This is a genomic window from Tenacibaculum halocynthiae, assembly GCF_964512825.1.
In the GTDB taxonomy this organism is placed as follows: Bacteria; Bacteroidota; Bacteroidia; order Flavobacteriales; family Flavobacteriaceae; genus Polaribacter; species Polaribacter halocynthiae.
The window spans coordinates 441,797-464,836 of record NZ_CAZELG010000021.1 but is presented as its reverse complement, the minus strand read 5'-3'; the positions used below and the strand labels follow the sequence as shown (position 1 = coordinate 464,836).

General features: G+C 30.4%; 20 protein-coding genes. 11 read left to right on the top strand and 9 right to left on the bottom strand.

Going from position 1 to position 23,040, the window contains the following annotated elements; translation table 11 throughout:
* Genes ACKTTQ_RS09125 through ACKTTQ_RS09115 form a run of 3 tightly spaced genes read right to left on the bottom strand, consistent with a single transcriptional unit; the run spans position 1 to position 4,623 of the window.
* Positions 1-1,605 carry a type I restriction-modification system subunit M gene (locus ACKTTQ_RS09125; RefSeq protein WP_408049019.1) on the bottom strand — a complete coding sequence of 535 codons (1,605 nt, stop codon included), beginning with the start codon at positions 1,603-1,605 and terminating at the stop codon, positions 1-3.
* 1 nt (position 1,606) lies between these two features.
* Complete coding sequence (locus tag ACKTTQ_RS09120) at positions 1,607-4,402, bottom strand: type I restriction endonuclease subunit R (RefSeq protein WP_408049018.1); 2,796 nt, start codon at positions 4,400-4,402, stop codon at positions 1,607-1,609.
* Between the two features lie 2 nt (positions 4,403-4,404).
* The gene (locus ACKTTQ_RS09115) at positions 4,405-4,623 is read right to left on the bottom strand and encodes a helix-turn-helix domain-containing protein (protein ID WP_408049017.1); all 219 of its coding nucleotides are present in this window, start codon (positions 4,621-4,623) and stop codon (positions 4,405-4,407) included.
* Between the two features lie 70 nt (positions 4,624-4,693).
* Here ACKTTQ_RS09115 and ACKTTQ_RS09110 point away from each other — a divergent pair, with 70 nt between their 5' ends.
* On the top strand, positions 4,694-4,966 hold the full coding sequence (locus tag ACKTTQ_RS09110) for a hypothetical protein (RefSeq protein WP_408049016.1): 273 nt from the start codon (positions 4,694-4,696) through the stop codon (positions 4,964-4,966).
* Positions 4,967-5,362: 396 nt separating this feature from the next.
* Positions 5,363-6,028 carry a class I SAM-dependent methyltransferase gene (locus tag ACKTTQ_RS09105; RefSeq protein WP_408049015.1) on the top strand — a complete coding sequence of 222 codons (666 nt, stop codon included), beginning with the start codon at positions 5,363-5,365 and terminating at the stop codon, positions 6,026-6,028.
* A gap of 3 nt (positions 6,029-6,031) precedes the next feature.
* On the opposite strand, the gene ACKTTQ_RS09100 is transcribed toward ACKTTQ_RS09105, so the two are convergent.
* From ACKTTQ_RS09100 to ACKTTQ_RS09080, 5 genes are read right to left on the bottom strand one after another with little or no spacing between them, the layout of a single operon-like run.
* Positions 6,032-6,628 carry a CopD family protein gene (locus tag ACKTTQ_RS09100; protein WP_408049014.1) on the bottom strand — a complete coding sequence of 199 codons (597 nt, stop codon included), beginning with the start codon at positions 6,626-6,628 and terminating at the stop codon, positions 6,032-6,034.
* Positions 6,629-6,630: 2 nt separating this feature from the next.
* On the bottom strand, positions 6,631-7,653 hold the full coding sequence (gene hemH, locus ACKTTQ_RS09095) for a ferrochelatase (protein WP_408049031.1): 1,023 nt from the start codon (positions 7,651-7,653) through the stop codon (positions 6,631-6,633).
* A gap of 6 nt (positions 7,654-7,659) precedes the next feature.
* Entirely contained in the window at positions 7,660-8,175 is a 516-nt protein-coding gene (locus tag ACKTTQ_RS09090) for a TrmH family RNA methyltransferase (RefSeq protein WP_093871747.1), read from the bottom strand.
* On the bottom strand, positions 8,176-9,024 hold the full coding sequence (locus ACKTTQ_RS09085) for an alpha/beta hydrolase family protein (RefSeq protein WP_408049013.1): 849 nt from the start codon (positions 9,022-9,024) through the stop codon (positions 8,176-8,178).
* 10 nt (positions 9,025-9,034) lie between these two features.
* Positions 9,035-9,925 (bottom strand): helix-turn-helix domain-containing protein, encoded by an 891-nt coding sequence (locus ACKTTQ_RS09080; protein ID WP_113787449.1) that lies wholly within the window; start codon positions 9,923-9,925, stop codon positions 9,035-9,037.
* Positions 9,926-10,135: 210 nt separating this feature from the next.
* Here ACKTTQ_RS09080 and hemA point away from each other — a divergent pair, with 210 nt between their 5' ends.
* From hemA to hemF, 8 genes are all read left to right on the top strand, one after another.
* Positions 10,136-11,401 (top strand): glutamyl-tRNA reductase, encoded by a 1,266-nt coding sequence (hemA, locus tag ACKTTQ_RS09075; protein WP_093871744.1) that lies wholly within the window; start codon positions 10,136-10,138, stop codon positions 11,399-11,401.
* The gene (hemC, locus tag ACKTTQ_RS09070) at positions 11,385-12,971 is read left to right on the top strand and encodes a hydroxymethylbilane synthase (protein ID WP_113787448.1); all 1,587 of its coding nucleotides are present in this window, start codon (positions 11,385-11,387) and stop codon (positions 12,969-12,971) included. The genes hemA and hemC overlap by 17 nt, the downstream gene beginning before the upstream one ends.
* A 74-nt stretch (positions 12,972-13,045) precedes the next feature.
* Entirely contained in the window at positions 13,046-14,011 is a 966-nt protein-coding gene (gene hemB / locus ACKTTQ_RS09065; RefSeq protein WP_093871742.1) for a porphobilinogen synthase, read from the top strand.
* Positions 14,012-14,092: 81 nt separating this feature from the next.
* On the top strand, positions 14,093-15,382 hold the full coding sequence (hemL, locus tag ACKTTQ_RS09060; RefSeq protein WP_408049012.1) for a glutamate-1-semialdehyde 2,1-aminomutase: 1,290 nt from the start codon (positions 14,093-14,095) through the stop codon (positions 15,380-15,382).
* A gap of 91 nt (positions 15,383-15,473) precedes the next feature.
* Entirely contained in the window at positions 15,474-16,499 is a 1,026-nt protein-coding gene (gene hemE / locus ACKTTQ_RS09055; RefSeq protein ID WP_093871740.1) for a uroporphyrinogen decarboxylase, read from the top strand.
* 39 nt (positions 16,500-16,538) lie between these two features.
* Positions 16,539-17,156, top strand: coding sequence for a TlpA family protein disulfide reductase (locus tag ACKTTQ_RS09050; protein ID WP_093871739.1), 618 nt, complete (start codon positions 16,539-16,541; stop codon positions 17,154-17,156).
* Between the two features lie 83 nt (positions 17,157-17,239).
* Positions 17,240-17,986, top strand: a complete 747-nt coding sequence (locus ACKTTQ_RS09045) for an EI24 domain-containing protein (RefSeq protein WP_408049011.1) — start codon at positions 17,240-17,242, stop codon at positions 17,984-17,986.
* 27 nt (positions 17,987-18,013) lie between these two features.
* Entirely contained in the window at positions 18,014-18,919 is a 906-nt protein-coding gene (gene hemF / locus ACKTTQ_RS09040; RefSeq protein ID WP_113787444.1) for an oxygen-dependent coproporphyrinogen oxidase, read from the top strand.
* Positions 18,920-18,957: 38 nt separating this feature from the next.
* On the opposite strand, the gene ACKTTQ_RS09035 is transcribed toward hemF, so the two are convergent.
* Positions 18,958-21,357: a DUF5916 domain-containing protein gene (locus tag ACKTTQ_RS09035; protein ID WP_408049010.1), complete on the bottom strand. Its 2,400-nt coding sequence runs from the start codon at positions 21,355-21,357 to the stop codon at positions 18,958-18,960.
* A gap of 294 nt (positions 21,358-21,651) precedes the next feature.
* Between ACKTTQ_RS09035 and ACKTTQ_RS09030 the strand changes: the two genes are divergently transcribed.
* Entirely contained in the window at positions 21,652-23,040 is a 1,389-nt protein-coding gene (locus ACKTTQ_RS09030; RefSeq protein WP_408049009.1) for a sensor histidine kinase, read from the top strand.

Sequence of the window (23,040 nt, the reverse complement as noted above, 5' to 3'; positions counted from 1 at the left end):
CTAAATCAACTTTTTTAGTTCATGTAAACCATCTAATATCTCTTTCTCAACGCCACCTGAGCCATCTTCTCCGATTAATTTATTTAAAATTATTTGAGGTTTTTCATATGTAATTTCTTCATATATCTCTTCTTTGTATTTGGCATGACTCAAATCATAATTCTCTTCTTCAATTTCTGATTTTGGAACATAAAAACATTTCCCTTTTCTATTATTTATTTCTGATTTATATGGATTGTGATATTGTTTAACAATATCCTGTAGGTCACCGTGTCCTTTTTCATTTTTTGTTCGTTTATCATCTAAACTATATCCATCTGATTCCATGTCATAAAACCAAACATTTTCAGTTTCCCCACCTTTAGTAAAAATGAGTAAAGCAGTACTAACACCAGCATATGGTTTGAACACACCACTCGGCATACTAATAACAGCTTTTAATTCAGAGTTTTCAATCATTAGCTTGCGAGTAGCTTGAAATGCTTTACTAGCACCAAATAGAACACCTTGAGGTATTATAATACCTGCTGTTCCACCCATTTTAAGCATGTTGTAGATCCGTTCAATAAAAAGCAATTCTGTTTTTGTGGTTTTAAGCTTTAATTCTTCATTGATATCCCCTTTATCAATATTACCTGTAAAAGGAGGATTAGCTAAAACAATATCGTATTCAGAGGTTTCATGATAGCCTTTACTTAAGGTGTCTTTATAATCTACTTTAGGGCTTTCAATACCATGCATCATTAAGTTCATCAAGCCTAAACGTACCATGGTTTGATCAATGTCGTAGCCTTGTAAGCTATCACCTAAAATCTCTTTTACATCTTCTGTTAAAAGAGCACTTCTGCTACTTCTAATAAACCCATCTTCATCTGGCTCTTTGTTGGCCTTATCTTTATCAAGTTGAGTTACCATATATTGGTAAGCTCCTAAAAGGAAGCCACCTGTACCACAAGCTGGATCTGCAACTTTTTGACCCAATTTTGGATTTACCAATTCTACTAACAACTTAATAATGTGTCTTGGCGTTCTGAATTGTCCATTCTTACCAGCAGCAGCAATTTCACTCAGCAACATTTCATATACATCACCTTGTATATCTTGAAAATCTTGACCTTTTTCGCTGGCATCCTTTTCCATTTCGTCATAGATTTCGTCTATGCTTTTTATGGCTTCAAGTAGAAGAGATGGCTTAGGAATAATAAATACTGCATTCACCATGTGTTTTGTAAAAGGAGAGTCCTCTTTATCCAGCTGTTTCAAAAATGGAAAAACAAAACGTTGAATGTGGTTTAGCATTTCATCTGATGGCATTCGTTTGAATTCACTCCATCTTAATTTTTGCTTGTCGATACCATTTTGCTGTTTCTCTTCATCTTCTTTACTTAGATAAAAGGTGCCTGAAAACATAGATGTAAAATCATCACCTGTAAATTCAGCATTAGCCAAAGACTCTAAATCGTTTTCATCTAGCTTTTTAATAAAAAGCAGATATGTGATTTGTTCTATGGCCGTAAGTGGATTAGAGATACCACCACTCCAGAATTTGTTCCAGAGGTCGTCTATTTTTGATTTTATATTTGAATTGCTACTTAATAAGCTCATGTTATGCTGCGAATTTTTCCGTTAATGCTAATATTTCTTTAATCTCAGAAGGAGAGAAAACTCCACGTATCCCTTTAGGGTGAATAATTGTGAATGGTGACGAGATTAAATCTCGTTTCTCAATTTCTCCTCTTTCTATGATGTAATCTTTTAATAAATTCAAGAACTCAATTTGTCGTGTAGATAAATTGCTGTGTTCTTTTATAAAGTCTTGTACCAATCTGCTTACCTCTTCATCAAAGCTTTCCAAAATTTCTATACCTAGAATGTGCTTAATGAATTGAATAAACTTGGCTTTTTGATGATTGTAAACTTTACGAAGTAATTGTTCTGTAATGTGTGGATCTTCTTCATGAAGTTCCTCAGCAAGTTGTTCCGCTTCTCCTTCAGTAACCTGTTCACCAGATTTAATTTTTTGAAGTATTGGATTCTTTTCAATCAACTCCGAAATTTTGGCTTCTACCATTTCACGGTATTTAGAAATACTTACCGCTTCATTCTGTGGACCAAACTCAACCATTTCTTTGGTTTGAATAACATCTTGTAAGTTCAACTTTGAAGGTCCATCAATAGGTCCTTTTTGTTCTCTGTATTTTACAAGTGGAGCCAAGGTCTCTGCTAAAACATCAAACCCTTCATCTTCAATTGTAGCCCAAAAATTGTTGGTTAATACCTTTTTGATGTACTCTTGATGCTTTGCGACTATGTTAATAGTCATTGGTAATTCACTAACCACGGTAATGATACACTCCTTAAGTGTATCAAATTTATCTGCCTCTTCTGATAAATGCGCCAGAGAGATTTCCAAAACGTCTTTGTTAAAACGCATTGCTTTGAAATCAGATTGAGAAACGGTTCTAAAGAGCGGTTTAATAGTATGACGTAAGAACTCAATTTTGTCTATAGTTAAATGATTCCAAAAGCCATCATCTTCAACTTTAGCCAATTCAGGTTTTGAGTCTTGAATCACTACAGACTTTTTTGGTAACTCTGATATTTGAATTCTTAATTTTTCAATTTCTTTTTGAGCAATTTCGGACTCTTCTTTTTCAAGGGCGGTTTCAATCTTGTCGATTCTAAACCCAACAAATCGAACAGGTAATGGGATTTGCCCTTTTGTCTCTTTTCCTTTTGGATTCAGTTTAAAGTATTCAAAATTATCCCAGCAATCTAAGATAAGGAAAGCGTCTTTTTCTGAACACCAAGGTTTCATCTTGGTTGGTTCAAGAAGTCGAGTACCACGACCTATCATTTGCCAGAATTTGGTATATGAATAAACGGGTTTCGCGAAAACCAGATTAACCAATTCTCGAACATCAATACCTGTGTCAAGCATGTCCACACTGACAGCAATTCGAGGCATATCATTATGAGTAAATTGATGTAATAATCCACCTTTACCATATACTCGAGGATCGTCAGAAACAATCACTTTTGCTAATTCACCTGCATACTCAGGGTAAAGAGAATCAAAAATCTTTTCAATTCTCCTTGCATGTGCTTTTGTAGAGCAAAAGAAAATGGTTTTACCAGGAAGAACACCATTAGGGTCTTTTATGGATTCTTCCATAAACTCCTTTACTATGGTGACATTAGTTCCTTTGTTAATTACTGATTTTTCAAGGTCAGTACCTTCAAAGTTTATTTCAGCAACTTCCTTTCCTTCAAGTATTAAGTCCTTTTGATCTTCTAGGCTTATAGTACGCTTACTGATTCCTTCCTCTTGAAATTTGGTCTGAATTTTCATTACCTGAAAATCGCAGAGGTAAGGAGGGGTGTTATTTACCGCTTCTTCATACGAATATGCAAAAGAAGGTAAGCCGTCTTCACATTCAAATAACTTGAACGTGTTATGGTCAATAACATCCGTAGGAGTGGCAGTTAAACCAAGTGTTGTTGTATTAAAATAATCTAATACTTCTTGATAGGTATTGTAGATAGAACGGTGACTTTCGTCAATAACAATCAAATCAAAAAAGTGAGGAGATAAAGAATATTCTTCATCTCTGATAATGTTAAGCATTGTTGGATAAGTAGAAGTGTAAATCCTTCTATCCTTTGCTATTTCTTTTTCTCCAATCTTAGGCCATCTAGGTTCGTTCGGAAGAAACTCTTTAAATGCTTCTAAAGCTTGGTTTCTTAGTGCGATTCTATCAACTAAGAAAAGAACTCGTTCAGCCCACCCAGCTCTCATTAGAGCATCAACCATGGCAATTGTAGTTCTGGTTTTTCCAGTACCTGTAGCCATTACCAAAAGAAACTTCTGTCTCTTTTTTTCTATTCCTTCCATTACAGAACGAATAGCATGAATTTGATAATCTCGCCCAGCTATTTCCGTATTTATTAATTCTTGAGCTAATGGTTTTCTGTTTCTTCTGATATAGGAGTATCGTTCAAGGTCATCCCTTGTTGGAAATCCAATCACTTTTTTAGGAGGGTAGTTCCCTAAATCCCAATAGAATATTTCGTGCCCGTTGGTATAAAAACAAAATGGTAATTCACCGCCTGATTCGCTTTGAATATTTTGACAATACTGTTTTGCTTGTTCTCTTCCCAATTCCGCATTCGCAGATGTTTTCTTTGCTTCTACAACAGCAAGTACTTTTCCGTCTTTACCATACAAAACATAATCTGAATATTGATGTCCTTGATAAGGTGCTTGAGGTTCGCTAACGCCATCAGGTAAACCAACATTGATATCGTATTCAATGCCAACTTGAGTTTGGTCATTAATATTCCATCCAGCTTCTTGAAGCTGTTTGTCTATTAGTTCCTTTCTTGTTTTTGCCTCATTCATTGCTAATCATTCTCCAGTTTCAAATCACTATGAACTTCCTTAAACATTTCTCCTGGATCAATGTCAATAGCTAATGCAATCAAATACAATTCATCTGCACGCAACTTTGTCGATTCATTTGAGGTCAGTTGTGATAGTCGAGCTTGACTGATTCCAGTCCGTCTGGAAACCATTGCTCTATTCACAGATTTCTTAGTAAGATATAGTCCTAAAGATGTCATGATTCTTTTGAATTTGTTGAGATAAATATATACTTATTAAATAAAAATATAGAATATCTAAAGTTTTGTTTTGAATTATGATAGATTATCATTAGATTTGTTTAGAAAGTCTAAAGAATTATTTATAAAGTATAATGCTATGAGCAAAAGATATACCAAAGCCGATTTAGAACAAATTGTATATAAACAATTAGATAATCTAAATGCAATGCATGATTTATTAAGAATAATGAAAGTCCAAAATGACCTAATCCAAAATATCAATCAGACGCTCAGAGAAGAAATCGGTCAATTCAAAGAGCAACAAGTCATGTATCCGACAAGAAGAAAGTCAAAATCGTAACTATTGGGAGCGGTGGGAAGATTAAGCTCTTTTGGTTTTTTAGGGTCGGGTTGTGTGATGGCAAAAACCAAATGTGCTTAATGTGCGGTTGGCTTTTCTGCAATGGCATACAACTCGTTATATAGAGAATAAAGTTCTCGTTTATTGGATTATAGTTCCGGATAAAAGGAACTTTAGGTAAATATATAAAGAAGTACTTAGATTGCCTGGATATTCTATAGACCCTTATTTTTGATAAATAAATAGTCTAAAAAATTTTGATATAGCAATTGAGTATTCTAACAATTTTTTACAATAGCTAACCTAACAAATATAATTGCTTTTTGCAAGATGTAAAAATAGTATTTTAGTAACCATTAAGAAAAGTGATAATTTAATGTTTTCAAAGTTGATTTTATGCAGAAAGGTAAAAAAATAAAAATGCCATGGCCTACAAAAGAAGCAATGGAACAGGTGTATGAAATGAATTTATGGGGTAGTAATGATTCTGATTTTTATTCCGGAGAAGGTTCTCATAAAGATGAAATAGTACAACCTTATATAAAAACGGTTGCGTTTTTTTTAGCATCTTTTGAAAAGCCTTTAATAGTATGTGATTTAGGGTGTGGAGATTTTAATGTTGGTAAAGAATTGGTGCAATACTCTAAAAAGTATATTGCTATAGATATAGTAGGTAATCTTATAAAATACAATAAAGAAAAATTCAAACAGGAGAATTTAGAGTTTCACTGTAAAGATATTGCTGTAGAAGAATTACCAGATGCAGATTGTGCTATAGTTAGACAAGTATTACAGCATATATCAAATAGTGAAATACAGAAAGTAGTTAAACAATTAACTAAGTATAAATATGTTATTTTAACAGAACACTTACCGAAAGGAGATTTTGAACCTAATAAAGATATTATTTCAGGTCAAGGTATTCGTTTAAAAAAGAAAAGCGGGGTTGATTTACTAGCATTCCCTTTCAACTTTAAAATAAAAGAAAAAAAAGAGATGCTATCTATTACCTTAGATAATTGTAAAGGGGAAATAGTTACAAATTTATATGTTATAAGTTAGTTTTTAAGATTCATTATTCAAGTCTGTATCTTCTTTAATAAGTTTTTTCTCGTGTTTATCCCAGCTTTTTTTAGCTCTAATTTTTTTATATAAACGAACAGCTAACATTAATAAAACTGATACTAAAACAATACCAATAACTCCCCAAATCCAGTTGATAGCATTTTGTAATACAACTAAAAAAACAACAGCAAATAGAATAATAGTTGCTACTTCATTCCAAATTCTAAGTTTTAAAGAAGAGTGCTTAATTACATTTTTTTGTAATTGTTTGTATATTCTTTGGCAGCCCCAGTGGTAAGCATATAAAGCCAATACAAACGAAAGTTTTACATGCATCCAAGGCATTTCAAGGTAACTAGGGTTTTTGTATAGCATCCAAAAAGCAAAAAAACTGGCCAATATAGCCGAAGGCCATGTTATGATGTACCATAAACGTTTTTCCATTAATTGGTATTGGGTTTGAAGTATTTCTTTTGCAGGTTCTTCTTTTTTTTCTGCCTCAGTGTGGTAAATGAATAAACGAACAATATAAAAAAGTCCTGAAAACCAAGTTACTACAAAGATAATATGTAATGCTTTTATGTAATAGAAGTCCATAATTAATTATTATTAAAATCATTAATCCAGCCACTAAGTACATCTACCCATTCATCGTTATCGTTAATACAAGGAACTGTATAAAAATCTTCTCCTCCGGCTTCTAAAAACTCATGTTTACCCTCCATAGCTATTTCTTCTAGAGTCTCTAAGCAATCAGAAACAAATGCAGGAGTAACAATAGCTAATTTTTTGATACCATCTTTTTCAGCTTTCTTAACTATAGTTCTGTCAGTATATGGTTGTAACCAAGGATCAACACCTAAGCGAGATTGAAAAGATGTAGAAACCGTATTTTCATCTAATCCTAGTTCTGAAATTACATTTTTTGTAGTTTGGAAACATTGGTGTCTATAGCAAAATTCATGAGCAGGAGAGGGTTTATTACAACAGCTACCATCAATTTTACAATGAGATTTTGTTATGTCAGATTTTCTAATATGACGTTCAGGTACACCATGGTAAGAAAATAATAAATGATCATAATCTTTATCAGCTAAATATTCTTTGATGCTATTAGAAAGTGCTTTAATGTATTCTGGTTTTTGATAAAAAGCAGGAACATCAGTGATTTTCATGTCAGGAAAAAATTCAGCACGTAATTCTTCGGCTAATACAACAATAGTTTCGGTAGTTGCCATTGCAAATTGTGGGTATAGAGGAATTAGTTGTACATCTCTAACACCTTTATCATATAATTCTTGTAAGCCTTTTTTTATAGACATGCTACCATATCGCATTGCTAAACCAACAGGAATTGTTGTTTTTTCTTGAACTTTTTGTTGTAATCTTTCAGATAAAACAATTAAAGGAGATCCTTCTTTCCACCATATTTTTTGATATGCTGCAGCTGATTTTTTTGGTCTAGTATTTAATATAATTCCTTTTACTAAGAATGAACGAAACCAATACGGAACATCAATAACACGTTCATCCATTAAAAATTCACCTAAATATTTTTTTACATCCTTTGGGTCTGTACTTTCTGGTGATCCTAAATTTACTAATAATACTCCTTTCATTATTTGAGTTTATGAGTTTGTAGTTTTTGTTAATTGATTCGTTACTTCATATAAAGTAATAGACAAGCTATGTATTACATTCATAGAAGAATTTCTTCCATACATCGGTATGGCTACTGTTGCATCGGCAATGTCAATATCTTTAATGCCATGTCTTTCACTACCCAAAAGTAACACAATTTTTTGATGAGATTTAAAATCATAATCGCTAATATTTATACTTTCATCGGTAATTTCAATACCAATAATAGTATTCCCTTGGTTTTTTAAATCACTAATTAAAGAAGAAAAATTAGTGTATGATTCATAATCAATTTGTTCAATTGTATTTCTGGCAGTTTTTTTTACAATTCTGTTTTCTGAAGTAGGAGAACTTTCATGTAAATAAATTTTAGAAACACCAAAACTTTCAGCGATTCTAAAACACATACCAATATTTTCAGGAGTGCGTATAGCGTCACATACAATGGTAATTGGAAAATTCTTTTCCGTATTAGTTATGTCGTAATGAGTTAGTTGTTTCATTTATGTTTGTAGATCTGTTAAGAATTCTTGCCAAATAGAGTTTTTAAAATGTGATCTAAAAAAACCAAAATGACCTATTTTTTGTACATCATAATCACTTGGAACTAGGTGTTTACGTGTAAGTTTTGCATTTTTGTATTTTAACATCATCCAATCTACAGCTTGCTTTGGTGCAAACTTATCATTTGTACAACTGTAGCCAATTAATTTAGATGAAATTTGGTGATGAAAAAGTTCATTACTTACTTTTAAATCAAAATAATAATTTTTCTGTTGAGACCATTTACTAAACTCACGAGCTACATTTCTTGGTAAATTCTCCATTTTAATGAAAGATTTACTGGGGAAATACTTGAAAAAAGTAGTAAAAAAAGGAAAAATCACAAACCAGTTAAAAAAGACTCTTGCTTTATTAAAATTATTCCAAAAAGAATAATGATTTGTTTGTGATGCGACTAATATAACGGTATCCAAAATTTTATTAGAAGGAACTAAGCCTAATAATTGACCTCCTAAACTATGGCCTATGCATTTAATGTTTTTTGTAGGATGTTGTTTTTTAATATGTTGAAAAACGGTTTCGATATCGTTAGTCGCCCAATTAGAAACGGTTGTGTTAAATTGAGTAAGAGGTTTGGTTTTTGATTGACCAATACCACTATAATCAAAGGTGTAAACTGTATGGTTGTTTGTTTGTAAAAATTTAGAAAACTTATAGTAATATGTTTGTAATACTCCAGTAGCAGATAAAATAATAACAATGTTGTTACTATTAATAGTAGGAAACTCAGTAATAGTAATCTGATGTCCAAGAGGTGTATTTAAATTAAACTGCTTAGAAGTATTCAATATTAAAAAATTAGTTTAGTTGATTTAGGTTCATTACATATTGTTTGGGTGTGGTACCAAACTTCTTTTTAAAAGCAGCTATAAAATGGCTAGATGTACTGTAACCAACTTGTAATCCAACTTCATTAACATTGTATTGGTTGCTCTCTAAAAGTTTACGGGCATGCTCCATTTTATAATCGAATAAAAAACTATAAACGGTATCTCCATATATTTGTTTAAAACCTTCTTTTAGTTTTTTTAAATTTAAACCAACCTCATTTGATAGTTCTTGTAAACTAGGTGGTTCACTCATTCGAGAAATTATAATGTCTTTAGCTTTTCTAATTTTCAGTACTTCACGATCATCAACCAAAAAAGGACAATATTCATCGTCGGTATTTTTGCCACTATCAAAATGTAAACTTAGTAGTTCATAAGTTTTACCTTTTATGTAAAGATCTCTCATTGAACTGTGATTTTTAGCAGCGAAAATTTGCTGTAAAACTAATAGTACATTATTATTAATTTGTGTGTTATCATAGTATTTTTTATTCTTATTATCATCGCTTAAAAAAGGAATGTACCCAGCTTCTTTTGAAAAAAATGAATGAAATTTTTCAATAGATATTAAAACTGAAACTAAAGAAGTTTTTGGTAATATTTCTAAATTTATAGGTAATTTTTGTTGTGGGTTGTATAAGAATATAGAATGCTTATCAAGTACATTAAAAGTGTAGTTGTTATTGTTAAAATGAAACTTGCAATTACCTTTTACACAATAATGTAACTGTATATAAGAATTGTCTATATCTCTTTTGTAAAGCTCAGTTTTGTCTGAGTTATTTTGAAATTTTAAAACAAAAAAACCGTTTTCAAGAGTAATTTCTCTAAAAGTACTTTCTGCGACGTTTTTTGACATATGCAAGAAGTTTATTTAAATTAAATCTATTTAGAATGGTTCTATATTACAACACTCTGAATAGTAGGAATTACTGCAAAATTAAGCATTTTTGGGAAGTTTTAGTGAATAAATACTTAAAAATCTTGAAACGACATTAAAAGTTCTTTTAGCGATACTTTTAACGAGTTAAACTTTATATTTTTGAATGTTTTTTGGAAGAAGATTTTAATGGATACAGATAATAGACCTACTAAATTTTATAATATCGGCGTTAGCTATGTAAAAGCAGACGCTAATACACGAGGAAAGTTTTCACTGTCAAAAGAAAATCAACTAGCTCTTTTGCAAGACGCAAAAGAAAGAGGCTTAGGTGAACTTTTTGTGCTTTCTACATGTAACAGAACTGAAATAACAGGATTTGCAGAACATCCTTTTCAATTAATAAGTATGTTATGTAAGCACTCAAACGGATCAGTTGAAGATTTTGCTAAAGTTTCTTATGTAAACAAGAACCAAGATGCAATTCAGCATTTGTTTAGAATGGGAACGGGTTTGGATAGTCAAATTTTGGGTGACTATGAAATAGTTGGCCAATTACGTCAAGCTTTTAAACAAGCTAAAGAAGCTGGAACTACAAATGCTTATTTAGAACGTTTGTTAAATTGTGTAATGCAAGCAAGCAAGCGAGTTAAAAATGAAACTAAGTTAAGTTCAGGTACGACATCAGTATCTTATGCTGCTGTTCAATATTTAATAAAAAATTTACCAGATTATAATACTAAAAATATTTTAGTATTTGGTTTAGGTAAAATGGGTAAGCATACCTGTAAAAACTTAGCAGAGTATACCCGAAACAAAACAGTTAGTTTAATTAATAGAACAGCTCAAAAAACAGAAGACTTTGTTAAAGAGCATCCTTTAATTAGGCAAGCAAAATATGAAAATTTAACAGAAGAGGTTAGTAATACAGATGTTTTAGTAGTTTCTACCGGGGCAGATATACCTACTATAACAAAGAACCACGTTTCTGATAAAAAGTTATTGATTCTAGATTTATCAATGCCAGCTAATGTATCTGATGAAGTTGCAAGTTTAAGTAATGTTACTTTAGTTAATGTTGATGAACTTTCTAAAATAACAGATGAAACATTGGCTGTTCGTCAGCAAGAAGTACCTGTAGCGGAGAATATCATAGAAATTTATAAAGAAGAGTTTAACGAATGGTTAAATCATAGAAGGTTTACACCAGCTATTAATGCATTAAAACAATCATTGTTAACTATTCAAAAAGATGAAATTAATTTTCACAAGAAAAAAATTCAAGATTTTGATGAAACTCAAGCTGAAGTAATAACATCAAGATTTATACAAAAAATAACTACACAATTCGTAAAACACTTAAAAGACGAAAAAACTTCAATTAACCAAAGTATAGAAGTAATGTCAAGGGTTTTTGGAACAACTTTACAACAAGTAGATGCAGAAGATAATTAGAATAGGTACACGAGAAAGTGAACTAGCCTTATGGCAAGCTAACAAAGTAAGAAAAGAGTTAGAGGAATTAGGATACCAAACCCAAATAGTACCTATAAAATCAACAGGAGATATCATTCTTGATAAACCTTTATATGAATTAGGTATTACAGGTATTTTTACAAAAAACCTTGATATAGCTATGTTGAATGGAGATATAGATATAGCTGTACATTCAATGAAAGATGTACCTACTGTTTTACCAGAAGGAATAGTGCAAGTAGCTGTTTTAAAACGAGCAAACCATAATGATGTTTTAGTATTAAAAGATACTGAAGAATTTATGGGGCAAAAAGAAGGTACCATTGCTACTGGAAGTTTACGAAGAAAAGCACAATGGTTAAATCGTTATCCTACTCATAATGTTGTTGATTTAAGAGGAAACGTAAATACTCGTTTAGAAAAGGTAGATGCTAATGAATGGAATGGAGCAGTTTTTGCTGCTGCTGGGCTTGAACGTTTAGGGAAAAGACCGCAAGGAGCTATTTCTTTATCATGGATGGTACCCGCACCAGCTCAAGGAGCTATTATGGTTACTGTTTTAGATGAAGATACTTTTTCAAAAGATGCGTGTGAACAAATTAATGATAGAGATACTGAAACTTGTACAACAATTGAACGTGAGTTTTTAAACCGTTTAGAAGGTGGTTGTACTGCGCCTATTGGTGCTTTAGCTTATATAAATGAAGTAGAAAAAGAAATAAATTTCAAAGGAGTTTTATTAAGTAGAGATGGTAGTAAGAAAATAGAAATAAGCAAAAAAGTTCCATTAGGAAGACATAAGTTTTTAGCAAAAGATTGTGCTACTCATATTATTGAAAAAGGAGGGAAGTTAATAATGCTAGAAGATGAAGGAATTGAAAAGGAGTTTTCAATTTATTCAACTAAAAAACTATCTGAAATACAAAAAAAACTATTACCAACTACAGTTAGTACTGAGGATAGTGATTTTATAAAAATTAGATTTAACCGTATTGCTCCTAAAGTAATTAAAAAAGAAATTGAAAATGTAGTTATAACAAGTAAAAATGGAGTAGAAGCAATTTTACACAATTTTACAAAAGAAGAACTACAGTTTAAAAATATTTACTGTGTTGGAAGAAGAACTAAAAAACTAATTGAACAACGAATAGGTAAAGTTACACATGTTGAAAAAAATGCTAAAAAATTAGCTGAATATTTAGCAGGTTTTTTAAAAATAGAGGAGGTTACTTATTTCTGTAGTAATTTACGTTTAGATACCTTAACAGCTATTCTAAATGCAAATGATATAAAAGTAAACGAAGTAGAAGCTTATAAAACAACATATAGTTCGGTTAAGGTAGATAGTAAAGTAAATGGAGTATTGTTCTATAGTCCATCAACCGTAGAGAGCTATATGGAAAAAAATGAACCAAATAAAGTGGCATTTTGTATAGGCGAAACTACAGCTAAGGAAGCACAAAAATATTTTGAAGAAGTACAAGTTGCTAAATTACCAACAGTAGAAAGTGTTTTGGAACTTGTAAATTTACACTTCGCAAAAAAATAATAAAACAAACATTAAAAAGATAAAAGAGTACATGCTTCTTTTATCTTTTTTGTGTTTTTATAACTAGATTTATAATGTTTAGAACTAGAAGACTTAGGAAATCAGAGGGGATTCGAAGATTAGTTAGAGAAACTAAATTGTCTGTTGATGATTTTATTTATCCTTTATTTATTGAAGAAGGAACTGGTATAGAATCTGAAATTCCATCAATGCCAGGAATTAAAAGGTATTCACTAGATACTATTTCAAAAGAATTAGAAGAAGTAGTTACTTTGAATATTCCAGCAGTATTATTATTTGGAATACCTTCAAAGAAAGATGATGTAGGAACAGAAACATGGAATGATAACGGAATTATGCAACAAGCAATCCGGTTTATCAAAAAAAACTATCCAAGTTTATATGTAATTACAGATGTGTGTTTTTGTGAGTATACATCACATGGTCATTGTGGTGTGATTCATAATAATGATGTAGATAATGATGCAACATTAGTAAATCTAGCAAAGCAAACTGTTTCTCATGCAAGGGCAGGTGCAGATATGGTAGCACCATCAGGAATGATGGATGGTACTATTGCAATGATGCGTGAATCTCTAGATAATACAGGTTTTCCAAATTTACCAATAATGGGATATTCGGTAAAATATTCTTCAGCATTTTATGGTCCGTTTAGAGAAGCTGTAGATTCATCACCTTCATTTGGAGACAGAAGAACTTACCAAATGGATCCTTCAAACAGAGATGAAGGAATGCGAGAAGCTACTTTTGATGATCAAGAAGGAGCTGATATTTTAATGGTGAAACCAGCATTATCGTATTTAGATATAATTAGAGATTTAAAAAATAATTTTGACAGACCAATTGCTTGTTATAATGTAAGTGGTGAGTATGCCATGGTAAAAGCAGCTGCTGAAAAAGGCTGGATTGATGGTGAACGAGTAATGATGGAAAGTTTACTGTCAATGAAAAGAGCAGGTGCTGATATTATTATTACTTATTTTGCTAAGGAAGCTGCAAAATTATTACTGAAAAAATAATGTCATTACAAGGAAGAATGACAAAGTAATCTTTATGTAAAGATTACTTAATTCATTAAGTAGCGACTAAAAATATTAAAGATGAAATTTAAAAAATCACAAAAACTATATAATAAAGGATTAGAAAATTTAGTAGGAGCTGTAAATTCTCCTGTTCGTGCATTTTCTTCAGTAGGAGGAAACCCTTTATTCATAAAAAAAGCAAAAGGAAGTAAAATAATAGATGTTGATGGCAATACATATGTTGATTTAGTATTATCGTACGGACCTATGATTTTAGGACATCGTCATAAAAAAGTACAAAAATCAATAACAAAGGCATTAAAAAACGGATACTCGTTTGGAGCTTCAACAAGTAACGAAATTAAATTAGCTAAAATTGTTTGTGATGCTTTTCCAGGAATGGATAAAGTTCGTTTTGTAAATTCAGGAACCGAAGCGGTATTAAGTGGAATACGTTTAGCAAGAGCTTTTACAGGTAAAGACAAAGTAATCAAATTTTCAGGTTGTTATCATGGGCATCAAGATGCTTTATTAGTAGCAGCTGGTTCTGGTTTAGCTACATTAAGTTTACCAGGAAGTAAAGGCGTACCAGAAGGAGCAGTTAAAAATACTTTAATAGCTAATTATAATGATATCGAAAGTGTGAAAGCACATTTTGAAGCTCATGATGATATTGCAGGAGTTATTTTAGAACCTGTTGCTGGTAATATGGGAGTAGTAACTCCTCAAAATAACTTTTTAAAAGAATTAAAAGAATATTTAGAAAGTAAAGGAGCTTTATTAATTGTAGATGAGGTTATGACTGGTTTCCGTTCTAAATTCGGAGGGGCACAAGAGTTATTTGATGTAGAAGCTGATATTACTTGTTTAGGAAAAGTAATAGGAGGAGGTTTCCCAGTAGGAGCATATGGCGCTCGAAATGAAATCATGGAAATGGTGGCACCACTAGGAGGAATGTATCAAGCAGGAACTTTGAGTGGAAACCCAATTGCTATGGCTGCAGGAATTTCAACTTTAACAGAGTTAAAAAAGCAAAACCCATACGAGAAGTTTAATGAAATAGCACAGATTATTGAAGTTTTCTTATTAGAATCAGCAAAGAAATATGGTGTTGAAATTACCGTAAATAGATTTGGATCTATGATAAATCCATTCTTTTCTTCTAAAAAAGTAACAAATTTTGAAGAAGCACAAACTTCAGATACTAAAAAGTTTGCAGTATTCTTTTGGGAAATGATAAAAAATGGGGTGTTTTTACCACCTTCTCAATTTGAAGCTTGGTTTTTATCTTCAGCAATTTCAGAAAAAGATATTCAAAAAATAACTCAAGCCATTGATAAATCAATGGAAGCAGTGTCAAAAATGTAATAAAAAATAGTTGTTACCAATAAAGCAAACAAAAGTATATTTATAAAAATAAAAATACTTTATTATATTCGTAATGACGTAGAGATATAAAATGATAAAAAACGATTTATTTTTAAGAGCCTTAAAAGGTGAAACAGTTGATCGTCCACCGGTATGGATGATGCGTCAAGCGGGGAGATATTTACCAGAGTTTATTGAGATTAGAAAAAAGTATGATTTCTTTACGCGTTGTAGAACTCCTGAGCTAGCTTCAGAAATAACAGTACAGCCAATTAGAAGATACGGAATGGATGCCGCTATCTTATTTTCAGATATTTTAGTTGTGCCTCAAGCAATGAATGTAGAGGTTCAAATGAAACCAGATTTTGGACCATATTTACCAAACCCAATTAGAGACCGAAAAAGTTTAGATCAGGTAATTGTGCCTGATGTAAATGAAGAATTAGGGTATGTTATGGAGGCTATTAAGGCAACTAAAGAAAAATTAAACGACGAAATACCTTTGATAGGGTTTGCGGGCTCTCCATGGACAATTTTATGTTATATGGTACAAGGTCAGGGCTCTAAAAACTTCGATAAAGCAAAAGAGTTTTGTTTTACGCAACCAATTTTGGCACATGAATTGCTTACTAAGATAACAGAGACCACAATAGCTTATTTAAAAGCAAAGGTAAAGGCAGGTGTAAATGCTGTACAGGTTTTTGATTCATGGGGAGGAATGTTATCTCCAACTGATTATCAAGAATTTTCATGGCAGTACATTAATCAAATAATAGAAGCATTAAAAGATGATGCTCCAGTGATTGCTTTCGGTAAAGGATGTTGGTTTGCGTTAGATAAAATGGCCAAGTCAAACGCGTCAGCCCTAGGAGTAGATTGGACATGTTCTGCAAGAAATGCTCGTTATTTAACAGGTGGAAATATTACATTGCAAGGTAATTTTGACCCCTCTAGATTACTGTCTCCACCGGCTGAAATAAAAAAAATGGTAAACCAAATGATAAATGAGTTTGGTAAAGACAAATATATTGTTAACTTGGGGCATGGAATTTTACCTAATATTCCGTTAGAAAATGCAAAAGCATTTATTGACGCGGTAAAAGAATATAAAATTTAAATATTATTTAATATATTACAGCCCCTTAAATAATTAATCATGAAGAAATTATTACTTGTATTATTAACCTTAACTGTTCAAATTAGCTTTTCCCAAGCAAAAGAGTTTTATAAAGATGCAGTTAATGATTGTATAGTTAGCCCTAGTAAAGATGCAGCTATGCTAAATGACATTGTTGAAAATTGTGTAAAAGGTAAATATGTATCTAATTACGATTTTACTACAATTGATGGAAAAGTTATAAGCACTGATAAAGTTGATAAACCAATTTTATTAATAGTTGCTGCAACCTGGTGTGCTCCTTGTTGGGGAGAAATACCTGCTCTTAATAAAATGGTTGAGAAATATAATGGACAAATGGAGTTCGTTATGCTTTTCTGGGATCAGAAAAAAGGAGCTGAAAGAATGGCTAAAAAATTAGATAAAAGAATACAGTTAGTAGCTTCTTCAGAAGAGAATTCAGATAAATCTACAGTAACAATTAATGGATTTATCCATAAGTTAGATTATCCTACTGCATATTTAATATCAAAAGATAAGCAAATAATTAACTTTAAAAGGGGAGCTGCATCGCCGTCTAAAAAAATGGGATGGGATGAAGTAAACAAAATAAATGAAAAGCAATTAGAAGAATTTCTTAAGCCTGTTTTACAGTAATAGTAAATTCTTTACAAAAAATACAAACCTCTTTCTATATTTAGAAAGAGGTTTGTATTTTTATATCAAAATAAATTGTGGTTATGATTCAAAATATATTTAGAGGAGTAAGAGCATACTTTGGAGCTTTTCAATTAATATCAAAACTAAAGCTATGGAGGTTTTTTACTATTCCTATAACTATTAGTGTTTTAACTGCTAGTTTAATTGGCTTCCTAGCCTATTCTTTATCAGATAATATAGGCCATTATATTTCAAATATTTGGCAATGGGAATTTGGAAAGGGAGCATTTGAAGTTATTAGTACTTTTTTTAGCGGGTTATTAATTTTAGTAGTCGGCCTTGTTTTGTATAAACATGTTGTTATGGCACTTTCAGCACCATTTATGAGTCCAGTTTCTGAAAAAATTGAAGAGTATTATAAAGGAAAAAATCATTCGCATAGAAAAACATCATTTCAAGAACAACTTGTAAGGGGGGTAAGAATTAATGTAAGAAATTTAACTAAGGAGTTATTATTAACAATACCAATTTTATTATTAAGCTTAATACCAATAATAGGTGTATTTTCTACAGTTATTCTGTTTTTAATGCAGGCTTATTATGCTGGGTTTGGAAATATGGATTACACACTTGAACGTCATTTCAAATACAAAGAGAGTATTGAGTTTGTAAAAAAACATAAAGGACTAGCAATAGGCAATGGAATTGTATTTATACTTTTTTTATTAATCCCAATAGTAGGTGTTATATTGGTGTTACCATTATCAGTTACAGCAGCAACCACTGAAACTATTAAAGAAATTAGAGTAAAGGAATTAACAGAATAGTTATTTTTGCCTTTTAAGATTACAAAAATGAAAGATACTTTTTACGCATATATAGAAAGGTTACAAGATACTATAACTTCTAAATTAGAGGAAGTAGATGGAAAAGCTAAGTTTCAAGAAGATTTATGGAAAAGAGCAGAAGGCGGTGGAGGTAGAACTCGTGTAATTGAAAACGGAAACGTTTTTGAAAAAGGAGGTGTAAACATATCTGCCGTACATGGTGAATTACCGGAAGTTTTAAGAAAACAGTTTGGAGTAGAAGAAGGAAATTTTTTTGCATGTGGTTTAAGTTTAGTACTACATCCAATAAACCCATTTGTACCTACTGTTCATGCTAATTGGCGTTATTTTGAGATGTATGATTCGAAAGGAGAAATAGTAACTCAATGGTTTGGAGGTGGACAAGATTTAACTCCTTATTATTTATTCGATGAAGATGCTGTTCATTTTCATTCAGTATGTAAAGAGGCTTGTGATAAGCATGATGAATCTTTTTATCCTAAGTTTAAAGAAACTTGTGATAATTATTTTTGGAATGCTCATAGAAATGAAGCAAGAGGTATTGGAGGATTATTTTTTGATTATTTAAAGGAAAATGAAGAGTTTTCTATTCAAGACAGATATAAGTTTGTAACTGAAGTTGGAAATAGTTTTTTGAATTCATATGTGCCAATTGTTGAGAAAAGAAAGGCTATAGAATATCAAAAGGAACATAAAGATTGGCAAGAGGTAAGGAGAGGACGTTATGTAGAGTTTAATTTAGTACATGATAGAGGAACATTGTTTGGTTTAAAAACTAATGGTCGTATTGAAAGTATTTTAATGAGTTTACCACCAGTAGTTCAATGGAAATATAATCATCATCCTGAAGAAAATTCAGAAGAAGCTAAACTTTTGTCAGTTTTAGCGACTCCTAAACAATGGATACAATAAAAAAAAGCTCATTAACTATAGTTAATGAGTTTTTTTAGTTAAAAAAGTTTTTCTTTTATTTTATTGAAATCTAAAAAGTAAGTCATTTTTAATGACATAGTATTACTACTGTCTTCTTTTAAGGTTGATTTTAAATTACTGAAATAAGAAGACTTTACATCATTATTATAAAAATTTGAACCTAATTTGTACCCTAAACTAATTTCACTAGCAGGAGCAAATTGCCATTTAGCGATAAAATCAATAGTAAAGTTATTGTAGTTTTCATCATAGTTATTTGGATTAATAGTGTAATTATTGGTAGTTAAATTTCCATCGTTTAATAATGTAAATTGTTTATCATAATCTACCTGAATCCAATAATGACGTAGCCTTGTTGATATGTTTAGTTTAGCGTTTATAGCATAATTTACATGTAATGAGTTTGTAAGTTCTTTAATACTACGCTTACCAAAAATAATATCACTTCCTTGTTGAGTTATGTATCCAGCACTACTTGGGTTCTTTGTTAAATCTTGTTCTAATTTAAAAAATAAGTGTTGTCCTAAACGGCATCTTACCCCATATCCTGTTACAATTTCATTGGTGTATATATCAGAATTCAAATAATTCACAGCAACAAAATAAGCAGCAAAATATAAATTTTTATTTCTATTAGTTTGATATTCTAACACCGTTTCAGTAAAAGCAGGTTTGTTGAAATATCTATCTTTAACACGTGGTTCGTAAAAATTTTTTCCTTTTTCAACATAGGTAAATACAGCATAGGCTTTATGATTATTTTTTTTAAAAGTAGCACTCGTATTTAATTTATAATATGTTTGTTCATTTTCTAATAAAGTATAATAATATTTACGAGAATGTTGTAAATTAATTCGATATTGAGAAAATGTTTTTTTAGGATTATTATTAGTGTAAGTTATATTTGATTTTAATGTTAATTGGTTGTTTCTAGGAAGATATCCAAAGTCATTATTATCAAAAGTATCATCTAACAAATAAAAAGAAACATTTCCTGTCCATTTTCCACTTATTTTTGATAATGAAGCATAATATTCATGACCAAATTGATTCTCTAAATTAGCATAATATTTTTGAGAAAGGGCTTTTTTAAAGTACATAGAATACGTCCTTTTTTTATTATACCATCTGTATAGTAACGCACTTAAATTTGAATCATAAGTATTTCCATTTCTAATTACTGAATTGTTTATAAAAGTTAAAAACGAATTGTTTTTTAAAGTTTTATCAATTACAATTGAATTATAGTTAGTTAACGGATTGGTTTCAATATTCATAGTTTCATTGGTTACTGTATTCTTAACAGTTGCCTCACTTTTACTTGTAATACCATTTAATATACCAATAGATAACCCTTTTTCAGTTTTCCCAGTAAATTTTAATAAGTTTATGATATTTGAAGATATAGGATTGTTTATTATTTCTTCATTTTTTTCAATATTAAAATTATTTTTATTGACTGGAGTTCCTCCAATTCTTCGTGTATATAAATAGCCTCCTTTATCAAAAATTTCAGCTCCTTCAACAAAAAACTGTCTGTTTTCATTAAATCTAATTTCGAAAGGTGAAAGGTTAAAAACCTGATTATCGGACAAGGCTTGACTAAAATCAGGAATTAAAGAAACATCAATAGTATATGCATTATTATGTACATATTTTAAATCAAGTCCTCCAGTAAAAGTGTAGGTATTTAGTTTGTTAGGGGTTTTCTCATTAATCATTGAAACAAAAGGGTTAAATGATAAATTTATAGGAGGACTTACGTTTTTTAAACCTTTAAGGTCACCAAACTGATTTAAAAGGCCATTAATGTTTGGATTAATGTAATTCCAAAAAGAATTTTCATTGTTAACTGCATCAAAACGTTCAAAATTAATTGTAATGTTTGAAAAGTCTTTTTTAGGGAAACGTAAACTATTAAAAGGAATTTTAAGTTCTATAGTCCATTTATCATCATATATTTTTACAGCACTTTCCCATACTGCATTCCATTCTCCGTAATTTCCATTAGGAGTTAGTTTAATATCTGTTTGTACATTTGCTGGAGTTACTAAAAATGCCCAAGCTTCTCTGTTGGCACCAAATAAATCTATCATAAACCCAAAGTAATCAGAGGTACCAACATCATCTCTAGAAGTTAATATATTGGTAATCGATGGAGATGATAATTCTGCAGCGATATAAAAAAAAGAATCATCATTTGTAATGGCAATTTTTGAAGCATTTGAATGTAAATTTCCGTTATTAGGACTTAGTTGTTTTAATTGAACTTTTTTTAGATGAGTTTTCCAAGTATCCTCGTTTAATAAGCCATCTATTTTTATATGTTGTGAAATGGTATTTGTAGTAATTGATTTTTGAGCATATATTCCTAAAGAGTATAATAGAAAAACAAACGTGAGCATTTTAAAATTCATAATTGTAGCTTTTAATTATGAAGCAAAGATGTGAAGGATCTATAAGTAAGCTGGTTAATACAGGGTTAAAGAGAAGGTTAATGTTTTATTGATATATAGAAGTTTTGTTAATATTTACTCTCTTTTTACATAAACCCTTATCTAGTAATAGTTTCAAGGTTAATGAACGGTTAATAAAGAAGTTTTATTTATGCAGTTACTTGTTTATTGATATTTTTGATGTAGATTAAAAAGGGATACACATTGTAATCGAGTAAAAGATTAGTGAAAAATTCCAGATGTATAGAGTAATAAATGAAAAATAAAATAACCAGATTAATTATAGTTTCAATTATAAGTTTACTTGCTTTATCAGTAATTCAAGGTACACTTATAAAGAACACCTATGATTTAAAGAAAGAGAATTTTATAAATAAAGCTAAAGAAGCTATCTCTAAAATTGATGATTATACTCCAGGTTTAGATTCATTAAATATAAAATGGAAGACATTCTTGATGGATAAATTGGATGAATACAGCCTAAATAACTTAACAAAAAAAGAAGTTGTTAATGAGTTAAGAAGAATAACAGATTCAATAAACCCTTTGTATATAGAAGCATATAATGAAGAACTAAAGAAAAAAAAATTAGGATATAATCTAAAGTTTCATAAAGTTTTAAAAAATATCACTTTAGTTACAGAAAGAAAAAAAGATACAATTTTTAAAGGAAAAAACAACCCAGATTTTAAGTTGTTAGGTTCAGAATTCGAAAACGTGAAAGAGTTACAAGTAAGTAATTCTTATTGGCATACTGAGCGTTCTTTTTCTAGAGAAATAAATAAAAAAGAGCTAAGTGTTAATTATGAACTTCATTTTGAAAGTAGAGACTATATAAATATTGATAAGTGGCAAGTGATAGTTTTGGGTAAAATGAAATTAATATTGATTTTATCGTTGTTAATATTTTTAGTGGTTATAGCATTGTTATATTATTCAATTAAATCATTAATCACTCAGAAGAAAAATGCAGATATAAAAACAGATTTCATTAATAATATAACCCATGAATTAAAAACACCGCTAGCAACATTATCGTTAGCAACAAAAATGCTGAAAAAAGAAGAAGTGAAAAATAAGCCAGTAGTCATCGACTCAGTAATAAATACAATTGAGAGGCAAAATACTCGTTTACAGAAATTAATAGATCAAGTGTTAAATAATAGTTTAGGTTATCATGAAATAAGCTTAAGTAAGCAAACAATAGTTATAGATCAGTATTTAAATACAGTGTTGAATGATTTTTTATTATCTGTTGAAAGTAAAAAAATTAGCTTTGAAAGAGATTGTAGTTTAAAAAACAAAATTGCTCTTGATAAGTTTTTTGTAACTACTGCCTTATTTAATATTTTAGAAAATGCTGTTAAATATGGTGGAACAAAAATTAATGTAAGTTGCAGGATAGAAAATAATAAGAATTTATGTATTTCAATAGTTGATAATGGAATTGGAATATCAAAGAAAAATCAAGAATTGTTGTTTGATAAATTTTATCGAGTTGATACTAATGAAATACATGATGTTAAAGGTTTAGGGTTAGGGCTTTATTATAGTAATCAAATTATTAAAGCTCATAAAGGAACTATTCTTGTTGAAAGTGAAAAGGGTAAAGGAACTACATTTACAATTAAAATTCCAGTTTAA

Bases quoted from the DNA above. Each gene is read 5' to 3' on its own strand.
- ACKTTQ_RS09125 (WP_408049019.1), bottom strand. From the start codon at position 1,605: ATGAGCTTATTAAGTAGCAATTCAAATATAAAATCAAAAATAGACGAC.
- ACKTTQ_RS09120 (WP_408049018.1), bottom strand. From the start codon at position 4,402: ATGAATGAGGCAAAAACAAGAAAGGAACTAATAGACAAACAGCTTCAA.
- ACKTTQ_RS09115 (WP_408049017.1), bottom strand. From the start codon at position 4,623: ATGACATCTTTAGGACTATATCTTACTAAGAAATCTGTGAATAGAGCA.
- ACKTTQ_RS09105 (WP_408049015.1), top strand. From the start codon at position 5,363: ATGCAGAAAGGTAAAAAAATAAAAATGCCATGGCCTACAAAAGAAGCA.
- ACKTTQ_RS09100 (WP_408049014.1), bottom strand. From the start codon at position 6,628: ATGGACTTCTATTACATAAAAGCATTACATATTATCTTTGTAGTAACT.
- ACKTTQ_RS09090 (WP_093871747.1), bottom strand. From the start codon at position 8,175: ATGAAACAACTAACTCATTACGACATAACTAATACGGAAAAGAATTTT.
- ACKTTQ_RS09080 (WP_113787449.1), bottom strand. From the start codon at position 9,925: ATGTCAAAAAACGTCGCAGAAAGTACTTTTAGAGAAATTACTCTTGAA.
- hemA (WP_093871744.1), top strand. From the start codon at position 10,136: ATGGATACAGATAATAGACCTACTAAATTTTATAATATCGGCGTTAGC.
- hemC (WP_113787448.1), top strand. From the start codon at position 11,385: ATGCAGAAGATAATTAGAATAGGTACACGAGAAAGTGAACTAGCCTTA.
- hemB (WP_093871742.1), top strand. From the start codon at position 13,046: ATGTTTAGAACTAGAAGACTTAGGAAATCAGAGGGGATTCGAAGATTA.
- hemL (WP_408049012.1), top strand. From the start codon at position 14,093: ATGAAATTTAAAAAATCACAAAAACTATATAATAAAGGATTAGAAAAT.
- hemE (WP_093871740.1), top strand. From the start codon at position 15,474: ATGATAAAAAACGATTTATTTTTAAGAGCCTTAAAAGGTGAAACAGTT.
- ACKTTQ_RS09050 (WP_093871739.1), top strand. From the start codon at position 16,539: ATGAAGAAATTATTACTTGTATTATTAACCTTAACTGTTCAAATTAGC.
- ACKTTQ_RS09045 (WP_408049011.1), top strand. From the start codon at position 17,240: ATGATTCAAAATATATTTAGAGGAGTAAGAGCATACTTTGGAGCTTTT.
- hemF (WP_113787444.1), top strand. From the start codon at position 18,014: ATGAAAGATACTTTTTACGCATATATAGAAAGGTTACAAGATACTATA.
- ACKTTQ_RS09035 (WP_408049010.1), bottom strand. From the start codon at position 21,357: ATGAATTTTAAAATGCTCACGTTTGTTTTTCTATTATACTCTTTAGGA.
- ACKTTQ_RS09030 (WP_408049009.1), top strand. From the start codon at position 21,652: ATGAAAAATAAAATAACCAGATTAATTATAGTTTCAATTATAAGTTTA.